Source organism: Pseudoalteromonas sp. SWYJZ12 (assembly GCF_015864395.1).
GTDB classification, from domain to species: Bacteria; Pseudomonadota; Gammaproteobacteria; order Enterobacterales; family Alteromonadaceae; genus Pseudoalteromonas; species Pseudoalteromonas arctica.
Genome location: NZ_JADYXH010000006.1, coordinates 106,821 through 120,629, shown reverse-complemented (window position 1 = coordinate 120,629; position 13,809 = coordinate 106,821). Strand labels below are relative to the sequence as shown.

Sequence of the window (13,809 nt, the reverse complement as noted above, 5' to 3'; positions counted from 1 at the left end):
TGTTTTTATTTACCAACTTTTAAAATAGCTAAAAACGCTTCTTGAGGCACTTCAACATTACCTACTTGCTTCATACGTTTTTTACCATCTTTTTGCTTTTTAAGTAGCTTTTTCTTACGACTCACATCGCCACCGTAACACTTAGCAATTACGTTTTTACGTAACTGTTTTACCGTAGTACGTGCAATAACGTGTTGTCCAATCGCTGCTTGAATCGCAATATCAAACATTTGACGAGGAATAAGCTCTTTTAATGCATCAGCTAACTGACGACCACGAGACTGAGCACCATCGCGGTGAACAATAATCGCAAGTGCGTCAACACGCTCACTATTGATTAAAATATCAACACGCACCATATCTGATGTTTGAAAGTGTTTAAAGTTATAATCAAGCGATGCAAAACCACGGCTTGTTGATTTTAATTTATCAAAAAAGTCCATTACCACTTCAGCCATAGGTAGCTCGTACGTAACAGCTACTTGCTTTCCGTGATAGGTCATTTTTGTTTGGCTGCCGCGTTTTTCAATACACAAAGTAATAACATTACCTAAGTATTCTTGTGGTACCAAAATATTAGCTTCAACAATCGGCTCACGAATTTCTAAAATATCGTTTACTGCAGGTAAATCAGACGGGTTATCAATCTGGAATGTACCTTCTTTAGTAACTATCTCATAGATTACCGTAGGTGCCGTTGTAATTAAATCAATATCGTATTCACGCTCTAAACGCTCTTGAATGATTTCCATGTGTAGCATACCTAAAAAGCCACAGCGGAAACCAAAACCTAATGCAGTTGAATTCTCTGGTTCAAAGAATAACGACGCATCGTTTAAGCTTAATTTATTAAGCGCATCACGGAATGATTCATACTCATCTGATGCAATTGGGAACATACCTGCATAAACCTGAGGCTTAATTTTTTGAAAACCAGGTAAACGAAGTGGAGCCGCATTTTTTTGATGAGTTATAGTATCGCCTACTGGCGCACCATGTATCTCTTTGATGCCAGCAATAACAAACCCTACTTCACCTGTTCTTAAAATACCGGTGTTAGTTTGCTTAGGTGTAAACACACCCACTTGGTCGGCAGTATGTATATGCTCATTCGACATTATTTTTATTTTGTCGCCAGTGCGTAATTCACCGTGCTTAATACGCACTAATGATACAACGCCTTGGTATGGGTCAAACCAAGAATCGATAATAAGTGCTTGTAGAGGTCCATCTGTATCGCCTACTGGCGGCGGAACATCTCTAACAATCATTTCAAGAACTTCGGCAATACCTACACCCGTTTTAGCGCTACATTGCACTGCATCAAGGGCATCAATACCAATAATCTCTTCAATTTCTTCTGCAACGCGCAAAGGATCCGCTTGCGGTAAATCGATTTTGTTAAGTACTGGAATTACTTCTAATTCCATTTCAATAGCGGTGTAACAGTTAGCTAATGTTTGTGCTTCAACGCCTTGGCCTGCATCGACAACGAGTAGTGCACCTTCACATGCAGCTAAAGAACGCGATACTTCATATGTAAAATCAACGTGTCCTGGAGTATCAATGAAATTAAGTTGATAAGTTTCGCCATCGTTCGCTTTGTAATTCAACGTTACACTTTGCGCTTTAATGGTAATACCACGTTCGCGCTCAATATCCATTGAATCCAAAACTTGTTTTTGCATTTCACGGTCGGTTAAACCGCCACAAACTTGGATCAAACGATCTGAAAGGGTCGATTTACCATGGTCAATATGGGCGATGATCGAAAAATTACGGATATGCTTCATAAACTGGATTCTATACTTCTATTTTAATGGACTAAATATGAATACCTAAGTGACTTGAAAATACTTGCTGTAGGATGCCATAAGCTCAGTTTGTAAATTACAAACATCACGAATGCTTTTTAATATTGATTAAAACCATTTTATTTATTGAATAACAATAAGTTAAATTTATTTAACTTACATAATTCAGCTAGATAAAATAATTTAAAAAACCACTATTCCCTGTATTTCCAAGTTACTTTGGTATAAAACGGCAATTTTACATTTAATTGGCGTCAATCACCATCTATTTGAGTTAAAGGGATACTAATTGGGTGAATTTTTATAACTTTTATATCGTGCTTTAGCGATTTCACGCGAGTTTTAGCTATAAAGAAACCAGTAACACCACCTAACGCTGCCGCTAATATTTGCCAACCTTCACTTATTAAAAATAACTCAGATGCAATCATTGCAAACACAAGACTTAAAAATAGAGGTAGCATGTATACCGCAAATGCATGCTTAACGACGTGGCTATCGTCAAGTGACAAAGTTACTTTTTGCCCTATTTCAACAGAGGATTCGAATTTATAAGGGAAGGTTTTTTTTGCAGTGCCAAATAGCTTACCAAACACTTGTGAGCCGCAACGACCATTGCAGCCTTCACAAGCTTGTTTTTGTTGTGCTTCTAAATGAGCAATGTGGCCATCGAGGGCCACAACAGTGAGGGTTTGTTCAATCATAACAATCCTTACGAATCGTTTATAATGCGCGGGTAACTGACTCAGCAATCGCTTTTGCGGTCATACTCGGTACATTACCAACAACCGATACATCAAAATTACCGCCATTATGCACATATACTGTCGTTGCACCAGAGGTTAGTGCACCACTTAAACGCTTACCCGGTAATGGACGCTGAATAAATACCGAAATTTCAACAAAACCATCAGAGAACAAGTAATAGTCTGTTAATTCGTTATTTAAATCGAGCTTATGTCTGTCTGATTTTAGTAATTCAAAGCCATCCGGTAACCAACTAATTTGCCAGTTAGTCGCTGTACTGTCTTCGTTTATAAGTGCATCGTTTGGTAAAGGCGTTGGAAAGTTTCGATTGAGGACTTCAAGTAACATACCTGCTGGCTGCTCTGTCACACTAATGTGAGTAAGCTGTAACTGCTCTAAGGCCTCACCTTCATGGTTAACGTACGCGGCTTTTAGTAACAACGACGACTCCATATCCAGCCAAATCCAATAATTATATTTATACTCGTCTTTAGATTCTATGCGAACTAGTTGTGCAGCACGCCCAGCAATACGACCTTTCCCGCCTAGTACAAAATCATAGTGCGCGCTTAAGCGATCTATATCTTTAAAAAGTACTTCAGGGATTGGACCCGCTATTGAATCTGTTTTTAGGGAGTATGGTTCTGACTGAGGTTCAAAATAAGTAACTTGGTTGTCAATACGGACCATTTCAAGCCCAGCACCATTAAGTAAACTTAAATGCTCAAGTTCTGTGTCACCTTGTAAAGCATGCACCCATCGGTAGGGCTCCATTGTTTTACCTTTGACAACCACAAACGAAGCGTCAAAATTACGGGTGTGAACGGCATTAGCCATTTTTAGTAATAAATCTTTGGCAGGATTTGTGTCGTTGGCAAATGCATTAAAGCTTACTACCAACGACAGAACAAAAGTGATTACTTTCATTTAATTAGTTTTTTTCCTCAGACGCTTTGGTATTAGTTTGCGCTGTTTCTAAAGAATTCGCAACTCGTGCTTGGCGTTGATGCTCAAGAACTAATGCGCCAATACGTTGTTGCTGTAATTCACGTAAACCTTGCTCTGCATTTTCAAGCGCAGGCTCAGATGAGTAACTTACTGGCGACGCCATACCTGTCAGCGGTGTGGTTTGTAGTAATGGAATTTCGCTTTGTTGCTCGTTGTTACTTTGAGGAAGCGTATTAACTCCCACAATAGCAAACATTGCCACACTGGCTGCAATTGCTAGTTGAGCAACTGGCTTGCGCCAATTAAAAGCCACTACTTTATTATCTTGTACCGTCTCAGTGATTGCTTGAGGCTGTGTTTTTGACTGACTAAAGTCAGCATAAACAGGCTCGCTTTCAAGTGCTAATGCAACGCGATCGCTAATATCAATATGTATGTCGTTATTATTTTTTTGAGCACGCATCGCATCACCAATTAACGCATAACGGCCAAACGTAGTTACATCTTGCTCTGCAATTTTTGCATCAGTCAGATGTTGCTCGCCATCAAGTAATGCCGATAACGCTTCGTTATCTAACTTGTTAAGGTGTGCTTTTGTCATACTAAGACTCGCCTATTAATGGGTTTAATTTGTTATCTATTGCTTCACGGGCACGAAATATACGCGAACGCACAGTCCCGACCGGGCAATCCATTACCACTGCTATTTCTTCATAGCTCATCCCTTCGATTTCTCTAAGGGTGATTGCGGTTTTAAGATCTTCAGGCAAACTATCAATCGTATTAAAAATAACAGCGCGTACTTCTTCGCTTAAAAGTAGGTTTTCAGGAGATGCATTAGATCGCATTGAATCTGCACAATCATAAAACTCGGCATCTTCAGCGTCTATATCATTTGCTGGCGGCTTACGCCCCTGGGCTACTAAGTAATTTTTAGCACAATTAACGGCAATACGGTATAACCACGTGTAAAAGGCGCTGTCACCTCTAAAGTTAGGAAGTGCACGGTAAGCTTTAATAAAAGCCTCTTGTGCTACATCAGCAATATCGCCTTGGTTTGATACATAACGTGAGATCAAACCTGCAATTTTGTTTTGATACTTCTTTACTAATAGGTTGAAGGCGTTTTTATCTCCTTGCTGGACCCTTTTTACTAGCACTAAATCTAATTCCTGCTCGCTCATTCGAGCCGGTACTCCTATGTCTGATTTTTGCTTGTTATTCATATTGTCGTCATTGTTCACAAATACTCTGACCTCTTTATGAATAAAAAGTTCTGCTTAATATTATTTTTTTATAAAATAGATGATAAATAACGGCGCTAAGCCTTTAAAATCACTACGTAGTAGTATGACAAATATGGTACAACTACAGATATTAAAAACAAATATTGCTCTATACGAGCATTGTAACCGCAAAGTACCTCTGACATGAACCAAAATAAACATCACATTGCAGATGTCGCTATTATAGGTAGCGGCGCAGCAGGCTTATCACTTGCATTATCTCTAGCTAATTATTGTAACGTTACCGTGATCAGTAAAGGAGCGCTTACAGAAGGTTCTACTTTATATGCTCAAGGTGGTATAGCAGCTGTATTTGATAAACAAAACGACAGCATAGAATCTCATGTTGAAGATACACTCGATGCGGGCGGCGGTTTATGCGACAGAGACGCTGTTCATTATACTGCCAGCAATGCTCACGATTGCCTACAGTGGTTAATCGACCAAGGTGTTCCCTTTGATATGGAGTTTGATAGCAAAGGAAAAGAGCGTTTTCATTTAACACGTGAAGGCGGTCACAGCCATCGTCGTATTTTGCATGCAGCCGATGCTACTGGCAAAGCTGTGCAAACCACGCTTATTAGCCAAGTTAAAATTCATAAGAATATAACGCTCTTAGAGCAATACAATGCTATTGATTTAATTACAGATAAAAGCGCCGGAAAAACAGGATCACACATTGAAGGTATGTATGTGTGGAACAAAAAAGCTAAAAAGGTAGAAACCATTTCAGCTAAATTTGTTGCTCTTGCCACTGGTGGCGCAAGCAAAGTGTATTTGTATACATCTAATCCAGATGTATCAAGTGGTGATGGCATTGCAATGGCATGGCGCGCAGGCTGTAAAGTTGCCAATATGGAATTTAATCAATTTCATCCAACGAGCCTTTATCATCCAGAGCTACAAAACTTTTTAATTACAGAAGCTATGCGCGGTGAAGGGGCTTATTTAAAACGACCTGATGGCACTCGTTTTATGAAAGACTTTGACAGCCGTGAAGAACTTGCTCCACGCGATATAGTGGCACGCGCAATCGATTTTGAAATGAAGCGTTTAGGTGCTAATTGTGTTTATTTAGATATTAGCCACAAAGATAAAGACTTTATTATTGAGCACTTTCCTACTATTTATGCAAAATGCCTAAGTGTAGGGCTTGATATAACAAAAGAAGCAATCCCAGTTGTACCTGCTGCGCATTACACTTGTGGTGGCGTAATGACCGACTTTAACGGTAAAACAGATCTCGATAACTTGTATGCTGTTGGCGAAGTCGCTTACACAGGCCTACATGGTGCAAACCGTATGGCAAGTAATTCATTATTGGAATGTATTGTATTTGCCCACGCTGCAGCTAAAGATATTTTAAGTAAAATTGAACATGCACCAGAGCCAATGGCTCTACCTCATTGGGATGAAAGCCGTGTTAGTAACTCTGATGAAGAAATTGTTATTACCCATAACTGGCATGAACTACGTTTATTTATGTGGGATTATGTAGGTATTGTACGCTCTACTAAACGCTTAGAACGTGCACTGCATAGGGTTGAGTTGCTGCAGCAAGAAATACATGATTATTATGCAAACTTTAGAGTAAGTAATAACTTGCTTGAGCTTCGTAACTTAGTACAAGTGTCAGAACTCATTATTAGAAGTGCAATGGAGCGAAAAGAAAGCAGAGGCCTACATTATACTATTGATTACCCTGAACAAAATGAAAATCCAACACCGACTATTTTGACTCCAAAACGCAATTAATCGCGCTTAAAGTAGCACGTTTTAGACGCGCATAGCTTTGTTCATTAACACCATTGGCTGAAATTATAAGCCAATGGTTGTTACTAAAACCTTTAATATGTAGCCATATATTATTGCCATAAAAACGGCTTTTTTTACTAATTTCACCCTGAATTTTTAAACCCTCACCCTCAAACCTAAATAGCTTGGGTTCTAGAATTATAACGCCATGGTTTGGATGAATTACCAACACTTTTTGCCACACTAAAAAGCCAGCTAATATATTAATTATCAAACAAAAAAGCATAGCTAGTAGCGAATCTAAAAATAAACATAATATTAAACTGAGCATGCAAAAAAAGACCACAATAGGTTTGTGGTCAGCGTTATTATTAGTAACTGTAAACCTATACACGAACTCGGTCTAAGATCAGCGAAACCATACCGTTTAACTGCTCATCTTTACATTCTTGATGACCCATAAACCATGCAAATAAGTCAGGGTCTTCTTCTGTTAGCAAACGCTGAAAAATAGCCTGTTGCTCTGCGCTTAAAGAGTCGTATGCTTCTTCAACAAACGGCATAAACAAAACATCAAGCTCTAACATGCCACGACGGCAAGCCCAACGAATACGTGCTTTACTATGAATTTCAACCATTTTAAACCTCATACTTAATTGACTCGAGTTTAACAAACACAAGCCTATTTAGCAGCTATTAATCTCTCATTAAAGAATAAACCCGCACCAATAAGCGCTTGTCTGTACCATACGTAACAACTGCGTTATTATGTCACTTCATTTATATTGCAAAGAAGGTTTTTATGTCGAGCGTTTATGCATGTCCGTTATCTCATCAACTTATTAGCCTCTGCGGTGCTGATAAATTATCTTATTTACACGGGCAAATCACTCAAGATCTAAATAAATTAACCAGCAGTAATTATTTGTGGGCTGGCCATTGCAGCGCTAAAGGTAAACTTTGGGGCGTATTTAAATTATTTTCTTATCAAGACAGCTACTACCTTACAGGCAGCGAAAACGAAGTAGAAAAATCGTTAGCTGAGCTAAAAAAGTATGCCGTATTTGCAAAAGTTGACATTAGTGCATGTTCAAAGCGATTAATTGGTCTCATTGGTGATGATTTATCGGATGTACTCGCACAACTTGATATTAACTTTGAAGGTGATGCGAGCGCGTGTGACTTTGAAAGCGGTAAAGCACTAAAATTAGCTGATAACCGTGTTTTATTGATGGTCGATAGCCAGTTTAGTATGCCTGATGACGTATCTACACTTGATAACGAAGCTCCTTGGCAACAAGCATCTATGCTTGCAGGTGAACCTCAGTTAAGTGCAGATGCAATTGGCGAGTATGTTCCTCAAATGGTAAACCTACATGCTATTGGCGGTATAAGCTTTAAAAAAGGGTGTTATACCGGTCAAGAAACTGTGGCTCGTATGAAGTACCTAGGTAAAAATAAGCGTGCAATGTATATAGTCTCAGGTCAAAGCGAAGGGATACTTTCAGAGCCCGATTTAGAAACCCAATTAGGCGAAAACTGGCGCCGTGCGGGTAAACTCATTGCACAAAGCTTTAATGAACAAACAAATAAATTAACAGGCCTCGTTGTGTTGCCAAACGATACTGATGTAACTCAGGTACTTCGTGCAAAACACACACCTCAGGTGGAGCTAAGCATTCTGCCTCTACCCTACTCTCTTGAAGATGAATAAATAGGAATGACTATGATCGTTGCGGCAAACAAAGTGGTAAAAATGCATTATTCGGTAATGGATAATGATGGCAATAGCATTGATAATTCGTTCGGTGGTGAGCCACTACACTTTATCATTGGCACAGGCTACTTAATTTCAGGCCTAGAAAATGCTTTGCAAGGCAAACAACCAGGCGACACACTTAGCGTAAAAGTTGAACCTGATGAAGGTTATGGCGAACGCCACGATAACCTAATGCAAGCTGTACCTAAGTCGATGTTTGAAGGTATGGAAATTGAAGTCGGCATGCAATTTCGTGCATCAACAGATGATGGTGACCAATCAGTAATGATCATCGATATCCAAGATGAAGAAGTTATTGTAGATGGTAATAACCCACTTGCAGGCATAACACTTAACTTTGATGTAGAGATATTAGAAGTACGTGATGCAACCGAAGAAGAACTCACTCATGGTCATGTACATGGTGAAGGTGGATGTGGTCACGACCACTAATACACTGTTAAACCAAGTAAAAAAGCGCCTAGGGCGCTTTTTTTATATCATATTGTTGCGCTTAACCGTTTCAGTTTTTGCCTTACTAGGCAGCGCGATTGATACATTATTTTCTTTTAGAGCGGCTAGTAAACCTTTTTGATCGTTTGTGCCAACTCGATACAAAGTGCCATCTTTAAGCGTTAGCTGTATTGCACTAAAGCCAGATACTGTATACACCCAACCATCGTGAGTAATTCGCATACCAATACCGTGTCTGTAAGAGTTTTGAACAGCCTTAGCTTCTACTACTTCGCCAAGCTCAATGCTTTGCCCTGCAACGCCTGGGCCAAACGCCCAGCTAATTTTTTTATCATCTACTTTTACTGTTAGACCATGGAACAAAAAGCCCACCAGCACTAAAATCCCAGCAAATATCATTAAAGGTCCATCAGCGCCTAACAAGTTCCATGCAAGCGCTACAAAACCGCCTATCCACGCTAATACAAAAAAGATAAACACCGCATACTGTTTATGCTGATACATAATATTCTCTAAATTAAATAAATACTTAAAAGCTGTACACCAATGTAGCACTCAGCTCTGAGTCAAACTTGAGTTTATCATCTTCGGGTTTTGAATTATAACGATACATGTAGGTAAATTTGAGTGATACCGCACCAATCACTTGGCTTATTAGTGCGGTTTCCGATTTTAAGCGAGAATTAAGACCTGAGAGCGACTGCTCTATACTCACATCTTGATTAAAACGAGTACGCTTAGAAACCAAACGTTCCCACTGCATTGCAACACGTACTAAATAACCAGTTTTATTAATTTCATCTTCGCTCACATCCGAATCTTCATCGGCTACTGAACGGTATAAACCAGGTCCTATATCAATATCTACTTTGTTTTTAGAGCCTTGGTATACACGCGCACCATAGCCTGTTGCCACCGTACTTTTAAAATCAAGTCCACTAAACTCATCTTCTTCGTAATCACCGTAAATAAAAAATGAGGAGTTTTTAACACCTACTTTATAGTTACCTTGCGCTGATACAAAAACACGATTAGCTGTAACATCAGTGCCACCGCTTTCATCGTTCTCATCACGCTTATAAAGAGAGTCTATTTTAAATTGGTTACGCCACTTTTCAAAGTCTTGGTATAAATTACCTTTGAGCTTAAAACTGGTCGAATTGGTGTTACCTTTACTTAGAATAAAGCCAAATTCAGTATCACCGTAGAACATGTCACCTTTGTGTAACTCATGAATTTCTTCATCAGAGAGCTTGCCATATTCATGAAAATCTTCAAATGGATCAACGGCCCAACTTGGGCAGCTAATTATTAAAAAAATTAAAAATAAATACTTACGCACAATACTCTCTCTGCACACAATTATAAAAATAAGCAGTATTGCTTATTCAGTTTCTTTCCATAAAATATGACAAAACGGAGCATCTTTATCACGACTAATCAAAATTTTAGCAAACAAAACATCATCATTTTCAAATTCTAAACCAACCAACACCTGAATAAAGTGCTCTGGCTCTATTTCAAGGGCTACAAAGTCTTGCCACTGGTCATCTGGCTCGTCTTCTTCAATAAAGCCTAGGTCTTCTCTAAACTCATTAAAGTCTTCAACATCTTTTTCACTCAAGTTATTTGGCGCTAGCTCTAAAAAAATATCATAAGCTTGGTGAGTAGCTTCTTCTACCGTATATAAACGTGGACCCGACATATGTGCTTAACCTTAAGCTTTTAAGTTGCGCTATATTATCAAATCTCATCATCATTTTGATAAAAAAAAGCGTAAAACACTGACTTTTTTGTAACTGAGTCATGCTTTATTCAGCATACAGCTCAAACAATAAATAACAATTTAACTAACCCATTGAATACCAAGATTACTTTTTTAATTTAAGCTTAAAATAACAACGTAAAAAATTTTATTATCTCAAGTTCTAATTGTTTAGCTTTTTCTCATCTAAATCTAACCCTTTAAGACTACAGCTTTAGCAATAAATTCCATTTATTTAAAAAATACCGTCACTTTACTTAATTCTTATAACAACATAAGCTCAACTAACAGGTCAGAGGAGTGTGTAATGATAAAACTAGAAAAACAAAATGGCATTGCAACCGTCACGCTTAGCAGAGCAAAAAAACAAAACGCATTAAGCTTTGAAATGTTTGTAGAGCTAAACAAAGCCATTAAAAACATAAAAAGAGATCGCAGTATTCGTGCTGTAGTAATAAAAGGCGATGGCGAGCATTTTTGTGCAGGGCTTGATATATCAGCCGTAATGGCGGCACCATTGAATATTATAAAATTATTGCTTAAATGGTTACCTGGCAATCAAAATTTAGCGCAAAAAGTAGTATTAGGCTGGCAATCACTCAGCGTGCCCGTTATTGCACAAATTGATGGCAACTGCTTAGGGGGTGGATTACAAATAGCGCTGGGTGCCGATTACAGGATTGTTCATGTTGATGCCAAGCTTGCCATTATGGAAGCGCGTTGGGGGTTGTGCCCCGATATGGGCGCCAATGTAATGATGAGCGGTTTAGTTAAGCGTGACCAAGCCCTTTGGCTTGCAAGCCACGCAAACCCAATCACAGCACAACAAGCAAATGAGCTAGGTTTAGTTACTCAGCTTACCGATGATACTCAACAAGCCACTCAAAACATGCTCAGTACATTACTTGAGCGCTCACCCGATACGCTTGCTGCTATTAAACGTGTTACACAACTTAGCTATAAACCAAACCAACGAAAAATACTCGCTAAAGAAACTTTCAGCCAAATTCGCTTACTGCTAAACCCAAACACTAAAAAAGCAATTGCTAAAGCAAAAGGAAAAGCGGATATAACCTACGCAAATACAAAGCACTGGTAGACTATTGCACAATGCATAAAAGAGTTTGATTTGTTAAAGTTAAGCTCTTATCTTTTCTGTGAGCCACTTTGATGAAATATCTGCTCAGTAGCGCTATTATTTTACTATGTTTAGCCTGCGCTAAACTCATTATGCACTTTATTGGTGGAAGCTTTCCTGCACCGTTACTCGCTATGGTTATTTTATTAGTTTTACTCTTATCGGGTATTGTAAAAGAGCAACATATAAAACCATGCGCCTCCCCTATTTTAAATATTATGCCTATCTTTTTCATTCCAGCGGGTGTGGGATTTATTGAGCATCTCGGCCTTATAAAATCGCACTGGGCATTTTTAGCATCAGTTGTGGTGCTTGTCCCTATAACTACGTTATTGCTTGTTAGCAGTGTAATTGCGTACTTTAAGGGAAGAGAAAATAATGACTAATTTTACTTTTTCCGCTATTTCAGAGCTACAGCCTAATTTATGGTGGCTAAGTATTCCTTTTATTATTGTATTATTTTTAGCACTAAGGGCCGTAAACCAAAGTATAAAAAACAGCGTATTTAAATCGCTCACCAACCCCGTATTTTTAAGTATTAGTATTATCGCTTTACTACTCGTTAATCTAAATTTGCCTTATACGCAATTTGCCACGCACAGCAAATTACTAAGCTGGTTATTAGAGCCCGCAATTGTGGCTCTAGCGCTTCCTTTATATCAGCAGTTTACACACATACGAAAAAATCTATTACTCATAGTCGCAACATGTAGCTTAGGCATTGTTAACGCAACCGTTGTGGCATTTTTGCTAAGCATATTATTTAACGCACCTGCACAGCTAAGTGCATCTGTTGCCGCACTCAGTGTGACGACCCCAATATCTTTAATTGTTACCGACTCGTTAGGAGGGATTAGCTCACTTGCTGCGGCTTTAGTTATTTTTATTGGTTTACTAGGCGCTTTATTTGGTTTTATGCTTTTTAAACTCATTAATATTTTTAATCACGAATCTCAAGGCGTTGCCATGGGCACAGCTTGCCATGCAATTGGGACCGCTGCTGCTATTGCTGAGCATCCAAAAGTAGGCGCTTACTCATCAGTTGCAATGGCACTAAGTGCTTTATTAACAGCGATTATAGTGCCGCTGTTATATCCATTTTTAGTCAATATTTTGCTATAGTTGGAAAAATACAACATAGCCCTAACATAGAGCGCTTTATGATCAGTTCTGAAATCGAACAGTTTGAAAAATATTACACCATGCTTACTGAGTATATGGTTACCTACAGTATGCAAATTGTTGGCGCTATTTTTATCGTCCTCATTGGTTTGTGGATAGCACAAAAGCTTGCCAAATTTGTAGCCGCGTTAATGACCCGCCATAACGTTGATATTACGCTCACAAACTTTGTCAGTAGCGTGGTAAAAGTACTGCTCATTGTAATGGTTATAATTATTGCACTTGGCAAAATAGGTATCAGCGTTACGCCATTTGTCGCAGCCATTGGTGCTGCGTCTTTAGGTGCAGGTTTAGCGCTGCAAGGAATGCTTTCTAATTATGGTGCAGGCCTTGCCATTATAGCCACTCGACCTTTTGTTGTTGGTGATACTATTGAAGTTAAAAATGTAAGCGGCCAAGTTAAAACAATTGAGCTTGGCTACACTATTTTAATCAATGAAGAAAAAGTAGAAATCACCATTCCAAATAAGCACATAGTGGGTGAAATACTTCATAACTCATTTAGTTACTCATTGGTCAAAGGTGAAATAGACATAGCCTATAGTGCTTGCTCTGATAACGCGATTAGCCTCATTGAAGACGTACTTAAAGCACATGAATTAGTCGCACAAAATCCGTTATCACAAGTGGGTATTGAACGCTTCGCCGATAGCGGTGTTACAATAAGCTACCGATATTGGGTGCCTACTACTAAAATTATCGAAACCAAACTGGCTATTAACGGTGGTGTTTATAAAGCAATTAATAACGCTGATATTGAAATTCCATTCCCTCAACGCGTCATTACAATTAACAAAGCCGACCTAGAAAGCTAATTTATTTTTATTTTGAGCTTGCATATCTGCAAGCTCATCCTTTACTACCCCCCCCCTCTGCTCAGAATAAACTCAAATAGTTGTGTTATAGATTTATTTGCCATATAAATAGTGTTAATAAATATC

At 38.7% G+C, this 13,809-nt stretch carries 17 protein-coding genes; 7 read left to right on the top strand and 10 right to left on the bottom strand.

Annotation, left to right across the window (positions count from 1 at the left end; all coding sequences use genetic code 11):
* Nucleotides 1-5: 5 nt before the first annotated feature.
* The 5 genes from lepA to rpoE all read right to left on the bottom strand — a co-directional run bounded on the left by lepA (nt 6) and on the right by rpoE (nt 4,693).
* Nucleotides 6-1,793 carry a translation elongation factor 4 gene (gene lepA, locus I6F42_RS09750; protein WP_007581724.1) on the bottom strand — a complete coding sequence of 596 codons (1,788 nt, stop codon included), beginning with the start codon at nt 1,791-1,793 and terminating at the stop codon, nt 6-8.
* 275 nt (nt 1,794-2,068) lie between these two features.
* Nucleotides 2,069-2,518: a SoxR reducing system RseC family protein gene (locus I6F42_RS09745; protein ID WP_007581722.1), complete on the bottom strand. Its 450-nt coding sequence runs from the start codon at nt 2,516-2,518 to the stop codon at nt 2,069-2,071.
* A 19-nt stretch (nt 2,519-2,537) separates the two neighbouring features.
* Nucleotides 2,538-3,488, bottom strand: coding sequence for a MucB/RseB C-terminal domain-containing protein (locus tag I6F42_RS09740; RefSeq protein WP_007581719.1), 951 nt, complete (start codon nt 3,486-3,488; stop codon nt 2,538-2,540).
* Nucleotides 3,489-3,492: 4 nt separating this feature from the next.
* Nucleotides 3,493-4,110, bottom strand: a complete 618-nt coding sequence (locus I6F42_RS09735) for a sigma-E factor negative regulatory protein (RefSeq protein WP_007581717.1) — start codon at nt 4,108-4,110, stop codon at nt 3,493-3,495.
* A 1-nt stretch (nt 4,111) separates the two neighbouring features.
* Entirely contained in the window at nt 4,112-4,693 is a 582-nt protein-coding gene (rpoE, locus tag I6F42_RS09730) for an RNA polymerase sigma factor RpoE (protein ID WP_002958721.1), read from the bottom strand.
* A gap of 246 nt (nt 4,694-4,939) precedes the next feature.
* On the opposite strand from rpoE, the gene nadB reads away from it, so the two are divergent.
* A complete protein-coding gene (nadB, locus tag I6F42_RS09725; protein ID WP_007581714.1) occupies nt 4,940-6,550 on the top strand; it encodes an L-aspartate oxidase in 1,611 nt (536 codons plus the stop codon).
* Here nadB and I6F42_RS20160 read toward each other — a convergent pair.
* Entirely contained in the window at nt 6,525-6,881 is a 357-nt protein-coding gene (locus I6F42_RS20160; RefSeq protein WP_024592972.1) for a hypothetical protein, read from the bottom strand. The genes nadB and I6F42_RS20160 overlap by 26 nt on opposite strands.
* 55 nt (nt 6,882-6,936) lie before the next feature.
* Entirely contained in the window at nt 6,937-7,188 is a 252-nt protein-coding gene (locus tag I6F42_RS09720; protein WP_007581709.1) for a succinate dehydrogenase assembly factor 2, read from the bottom strand.
* Between the two features lie 164 nt (nt 7,189-7,352).
* Here I6F42_RS09720 and I6F42_RS09715 point away from each other — a divergent pair, with 164 nt between their 5' ends.
* Together I6F42_RS09715 and I6F42_RS09710 are read left to right on the top strand one after the other, a co-directional pair.
* Entirely contained in the window at nt 7,353-8,264 is a 912-nt protein-coding gene (locus tag I6F42_RS09715) for a folate-binding protein YgfZ (RefSeq protein WP_165741703.1), read from the top strand.
* Between the two features lie 12 nt (nt 8,265-8,276).
* Nucleotides 8,277-8,762 carry a peptidylprolyl isomerase gene (locus I6F42_RS09710; protein WP_007581704.1) on the top strand — a complete coding sequence of 162 codons (486 nt, stop codon included), beginning with the start codon at nt 8,277-8,279 and terminating at the stop codon, nt 8,760-8,762.
* Nucleotides 8,763-8,804: 42 nt separating this feature from the next.
* Here I6F42_RS09710 and I6F42_RS09705 read toward each other — a convergent pair whose 3' ends face one another.
* The 3 genes from I6F42_RS09705 to I6F42_RS09695 are packed head-to-tail and all read right to left on the bottom strand — an operon-like array spanning nt 8,805 to nt 10,488.
* A complete protein-coding gene (locus I6F42_RS09705; protein WP_197116621.1) occupies nt 8,805-9,287 on the bottom strand; it encodes a hypothetical protein in 483 nt (160 codons plus the stop codon).
* Between the two features lie 25 nt (nt 9,288-9,312).
* A complete protein-coding gene (locus I6F42_RS09700) occupies nt 9,313-10,125 on the bottom strand; it encodes a DUF481 domain-containing protein (protein WP_010553209.1) in 813 nt (270 codons plus the stop codon).
* Between the two features lie 42 nt (nt 10,126-10,167).
* Nucleotides 10,168-10,488 (bottom strand): HI1450 family dsDNA-mimic protein, encoded by a 321-nt coding sequence (locus I6F42_RS09695; RefSeq protein WP_007581697.1) that lies wholly within the window; start codon nt 10,486-10,488, stop codon nt 10,168-10,170.
* Between the two features lie 367 nt (nt 10,489-10,855).
* Between I6F42_RS09695 and I6F42_RS09690 the strand changes: the two genes are divergently transcribed.
* The 4 genes from I6F42_RS09690 (at nt 10,856) to I6F42_RS09675 (ending at nt 13,683) form a co-directional block, all read left to right on the top strand.
* Nucleotides 10,856-11,647, top strand: a complete 792-nt coding sequence (locus I6F42_RS09690; RefSeq protein WP_197151978.1) for a crotonase/enoyl-CoA hydratase family protein — start codon at nt 10,856-10,858, stop codon at nt 11,645-11,647.
* Nucleotides 11,648-11,718: 71 nt separating this feature from the next.
* Nucleotides 11,719-12,072 (top strand): CidA/LrgA family protein, encoded by a 354-nt coding sequence (locus I6F42_RS09685; RefSeq protein ID WP_002958731.1) that lies wholly within the window; start codon nt 11,719-11,721, stop codon nt 12,070-12,072.
* The gene (locus tag I6F42_RS09680) at nt 12,065-12,808 is read left to right on the top strand and encodes an LrgB family protein (protein ID WP_197151976.1); all 744 of its coding nucleotides are present in this window, start codon (nt 12,065-12,067) and stop codon (nt 12,806-12,808) included. The genes I6F42_RS09685 and I6F42_RS09680 overlap by 8 nt, the downstream gene beginning before the upstream one ends.
* 38 nt (nt 12,809-12,846) lie before the next feature.
* Nucleotides 12,847-13,683 (top strand): mechanosensitive ion channel family protein, encoded by an 837-nt coding sequence (locus I6F42_RS09675; protein WP_002958733.1) that lies wholly within the window; start codon nt 12,847-12,849, stop codon nt 13,681-13,683.
* Nucleotides 13,684-13,809 lie beyond the last annotated feature (126 nt).

Bases quoted from the DNA above. Each gene is read 5' to 3' on its own strand.
- lepA (WP_007581724.1), bottom strand. From the start codon at position 1,793: ATGAAGCATATCCGTAATTTTTCGATCATCGCCCATATTGACCATGGT.
- I6F42_RS09745 (WP_007581722.1), bottom strand. From the start codon at position 2,518: ATGATTGAACAAACCCTCACTGTTGTGGCCCTCGATGGCCACATTGCT.
- I6F42_RS09740 (WP_007581719.1), bottom strand. From the start codon at position 3,488: ATGAAAGTAATCACTTTTGTTCTGTCGTTGGTAGTAAGCTTTAATGCA.
- I6F42_RS09735 (WP_007581717.1), bottom strand. From the start codon at position 4,110: ATGACAAAAGCACACCTTAACAAGTTAGATAACGAAGCGTTATCGGCA.
- rpoE (WP_002958721.1), bottom strand. From the start codon at position 4,693: ATGAGCGAGCAGGAATTAGATTTAGTGCTAGTAAAAAGGGTCCAGCAA.
- nadB (WP_007581714.1), top strand. From the start codon at position 4,940: ATGAACCAAAATAAACATCACATTGCAGATGTCGCTATTATAGGTAGC.
- I6F42_RS20160 (WP_024592972.1), bottom strand. From the start codon at position 6,881: ATGCTCAGTTTAATATTATGTTTATTTTTAGATTCGCTACTAGCTATG.
- I6F42_RS09720 (WP_007581709.1), bottom strand. From the start codon at position 7,188: ATGGTTGAAATTCATAGTAAAGCACGTATTCGTTGGGCTTGCCGTCGT.
- I6F42_RS09715 (WP_165741703.1), top strand. From the start codon at position 7,353: ATGTCGAGCGTTTATGCATGTCCGTTATCTCATCAACTTATTAGCCTC.
- I6F42_RS09710 (WP_007581704.1), top strand. From the start codon at position 8,277: ATGATCGTTGCGGCAAACAAAGTGGTAAAAATGCATTATTCGGTAATG.
- I6F42_RS09705 (WP_197116621.1), bottom strand. From the start codon at position 9,287: ATGTATCAGCATAAACAGTATGCGGTGTTTATCTTTTTTGTATTAGCG.
- I6F42_RS09695 (WP_007581697.1), bottom strand. From the start codon at position 10,488: ATGTCGGGTCCACGTTTATATACGGTAGAAGAAGCTACTCACCAAGCT.
- I6F42_RS09690 (WP_197151978.1), top strand. From the start codon at position 10,856: ATGATAAAACTAGAAAAACAAAATGGCATTGCAACCGTCACGCTTAGC.
- I6F42_RS09685 (WP_002958731.1), top strand. From the start codon at position 11,719: ATGAAATATCTGCTCAGTAGCGCTATTATTTTACTATGTTTAGCCTGC.
- I6F42_RS09680 (WP_197151976.1), top strand. From the start codon at position 12,065: ATGACTAATTTTACTTTTTCCGCTATTTCAGAGCTACAGCCTAATTTA.
- I6F42_RS09675 (WP_002958733.1), top strand. From the start codon at position 12,847: ATGATCAGTTCTGAAATCGAACAGTTTGAAAAATATTACACCATGCTT.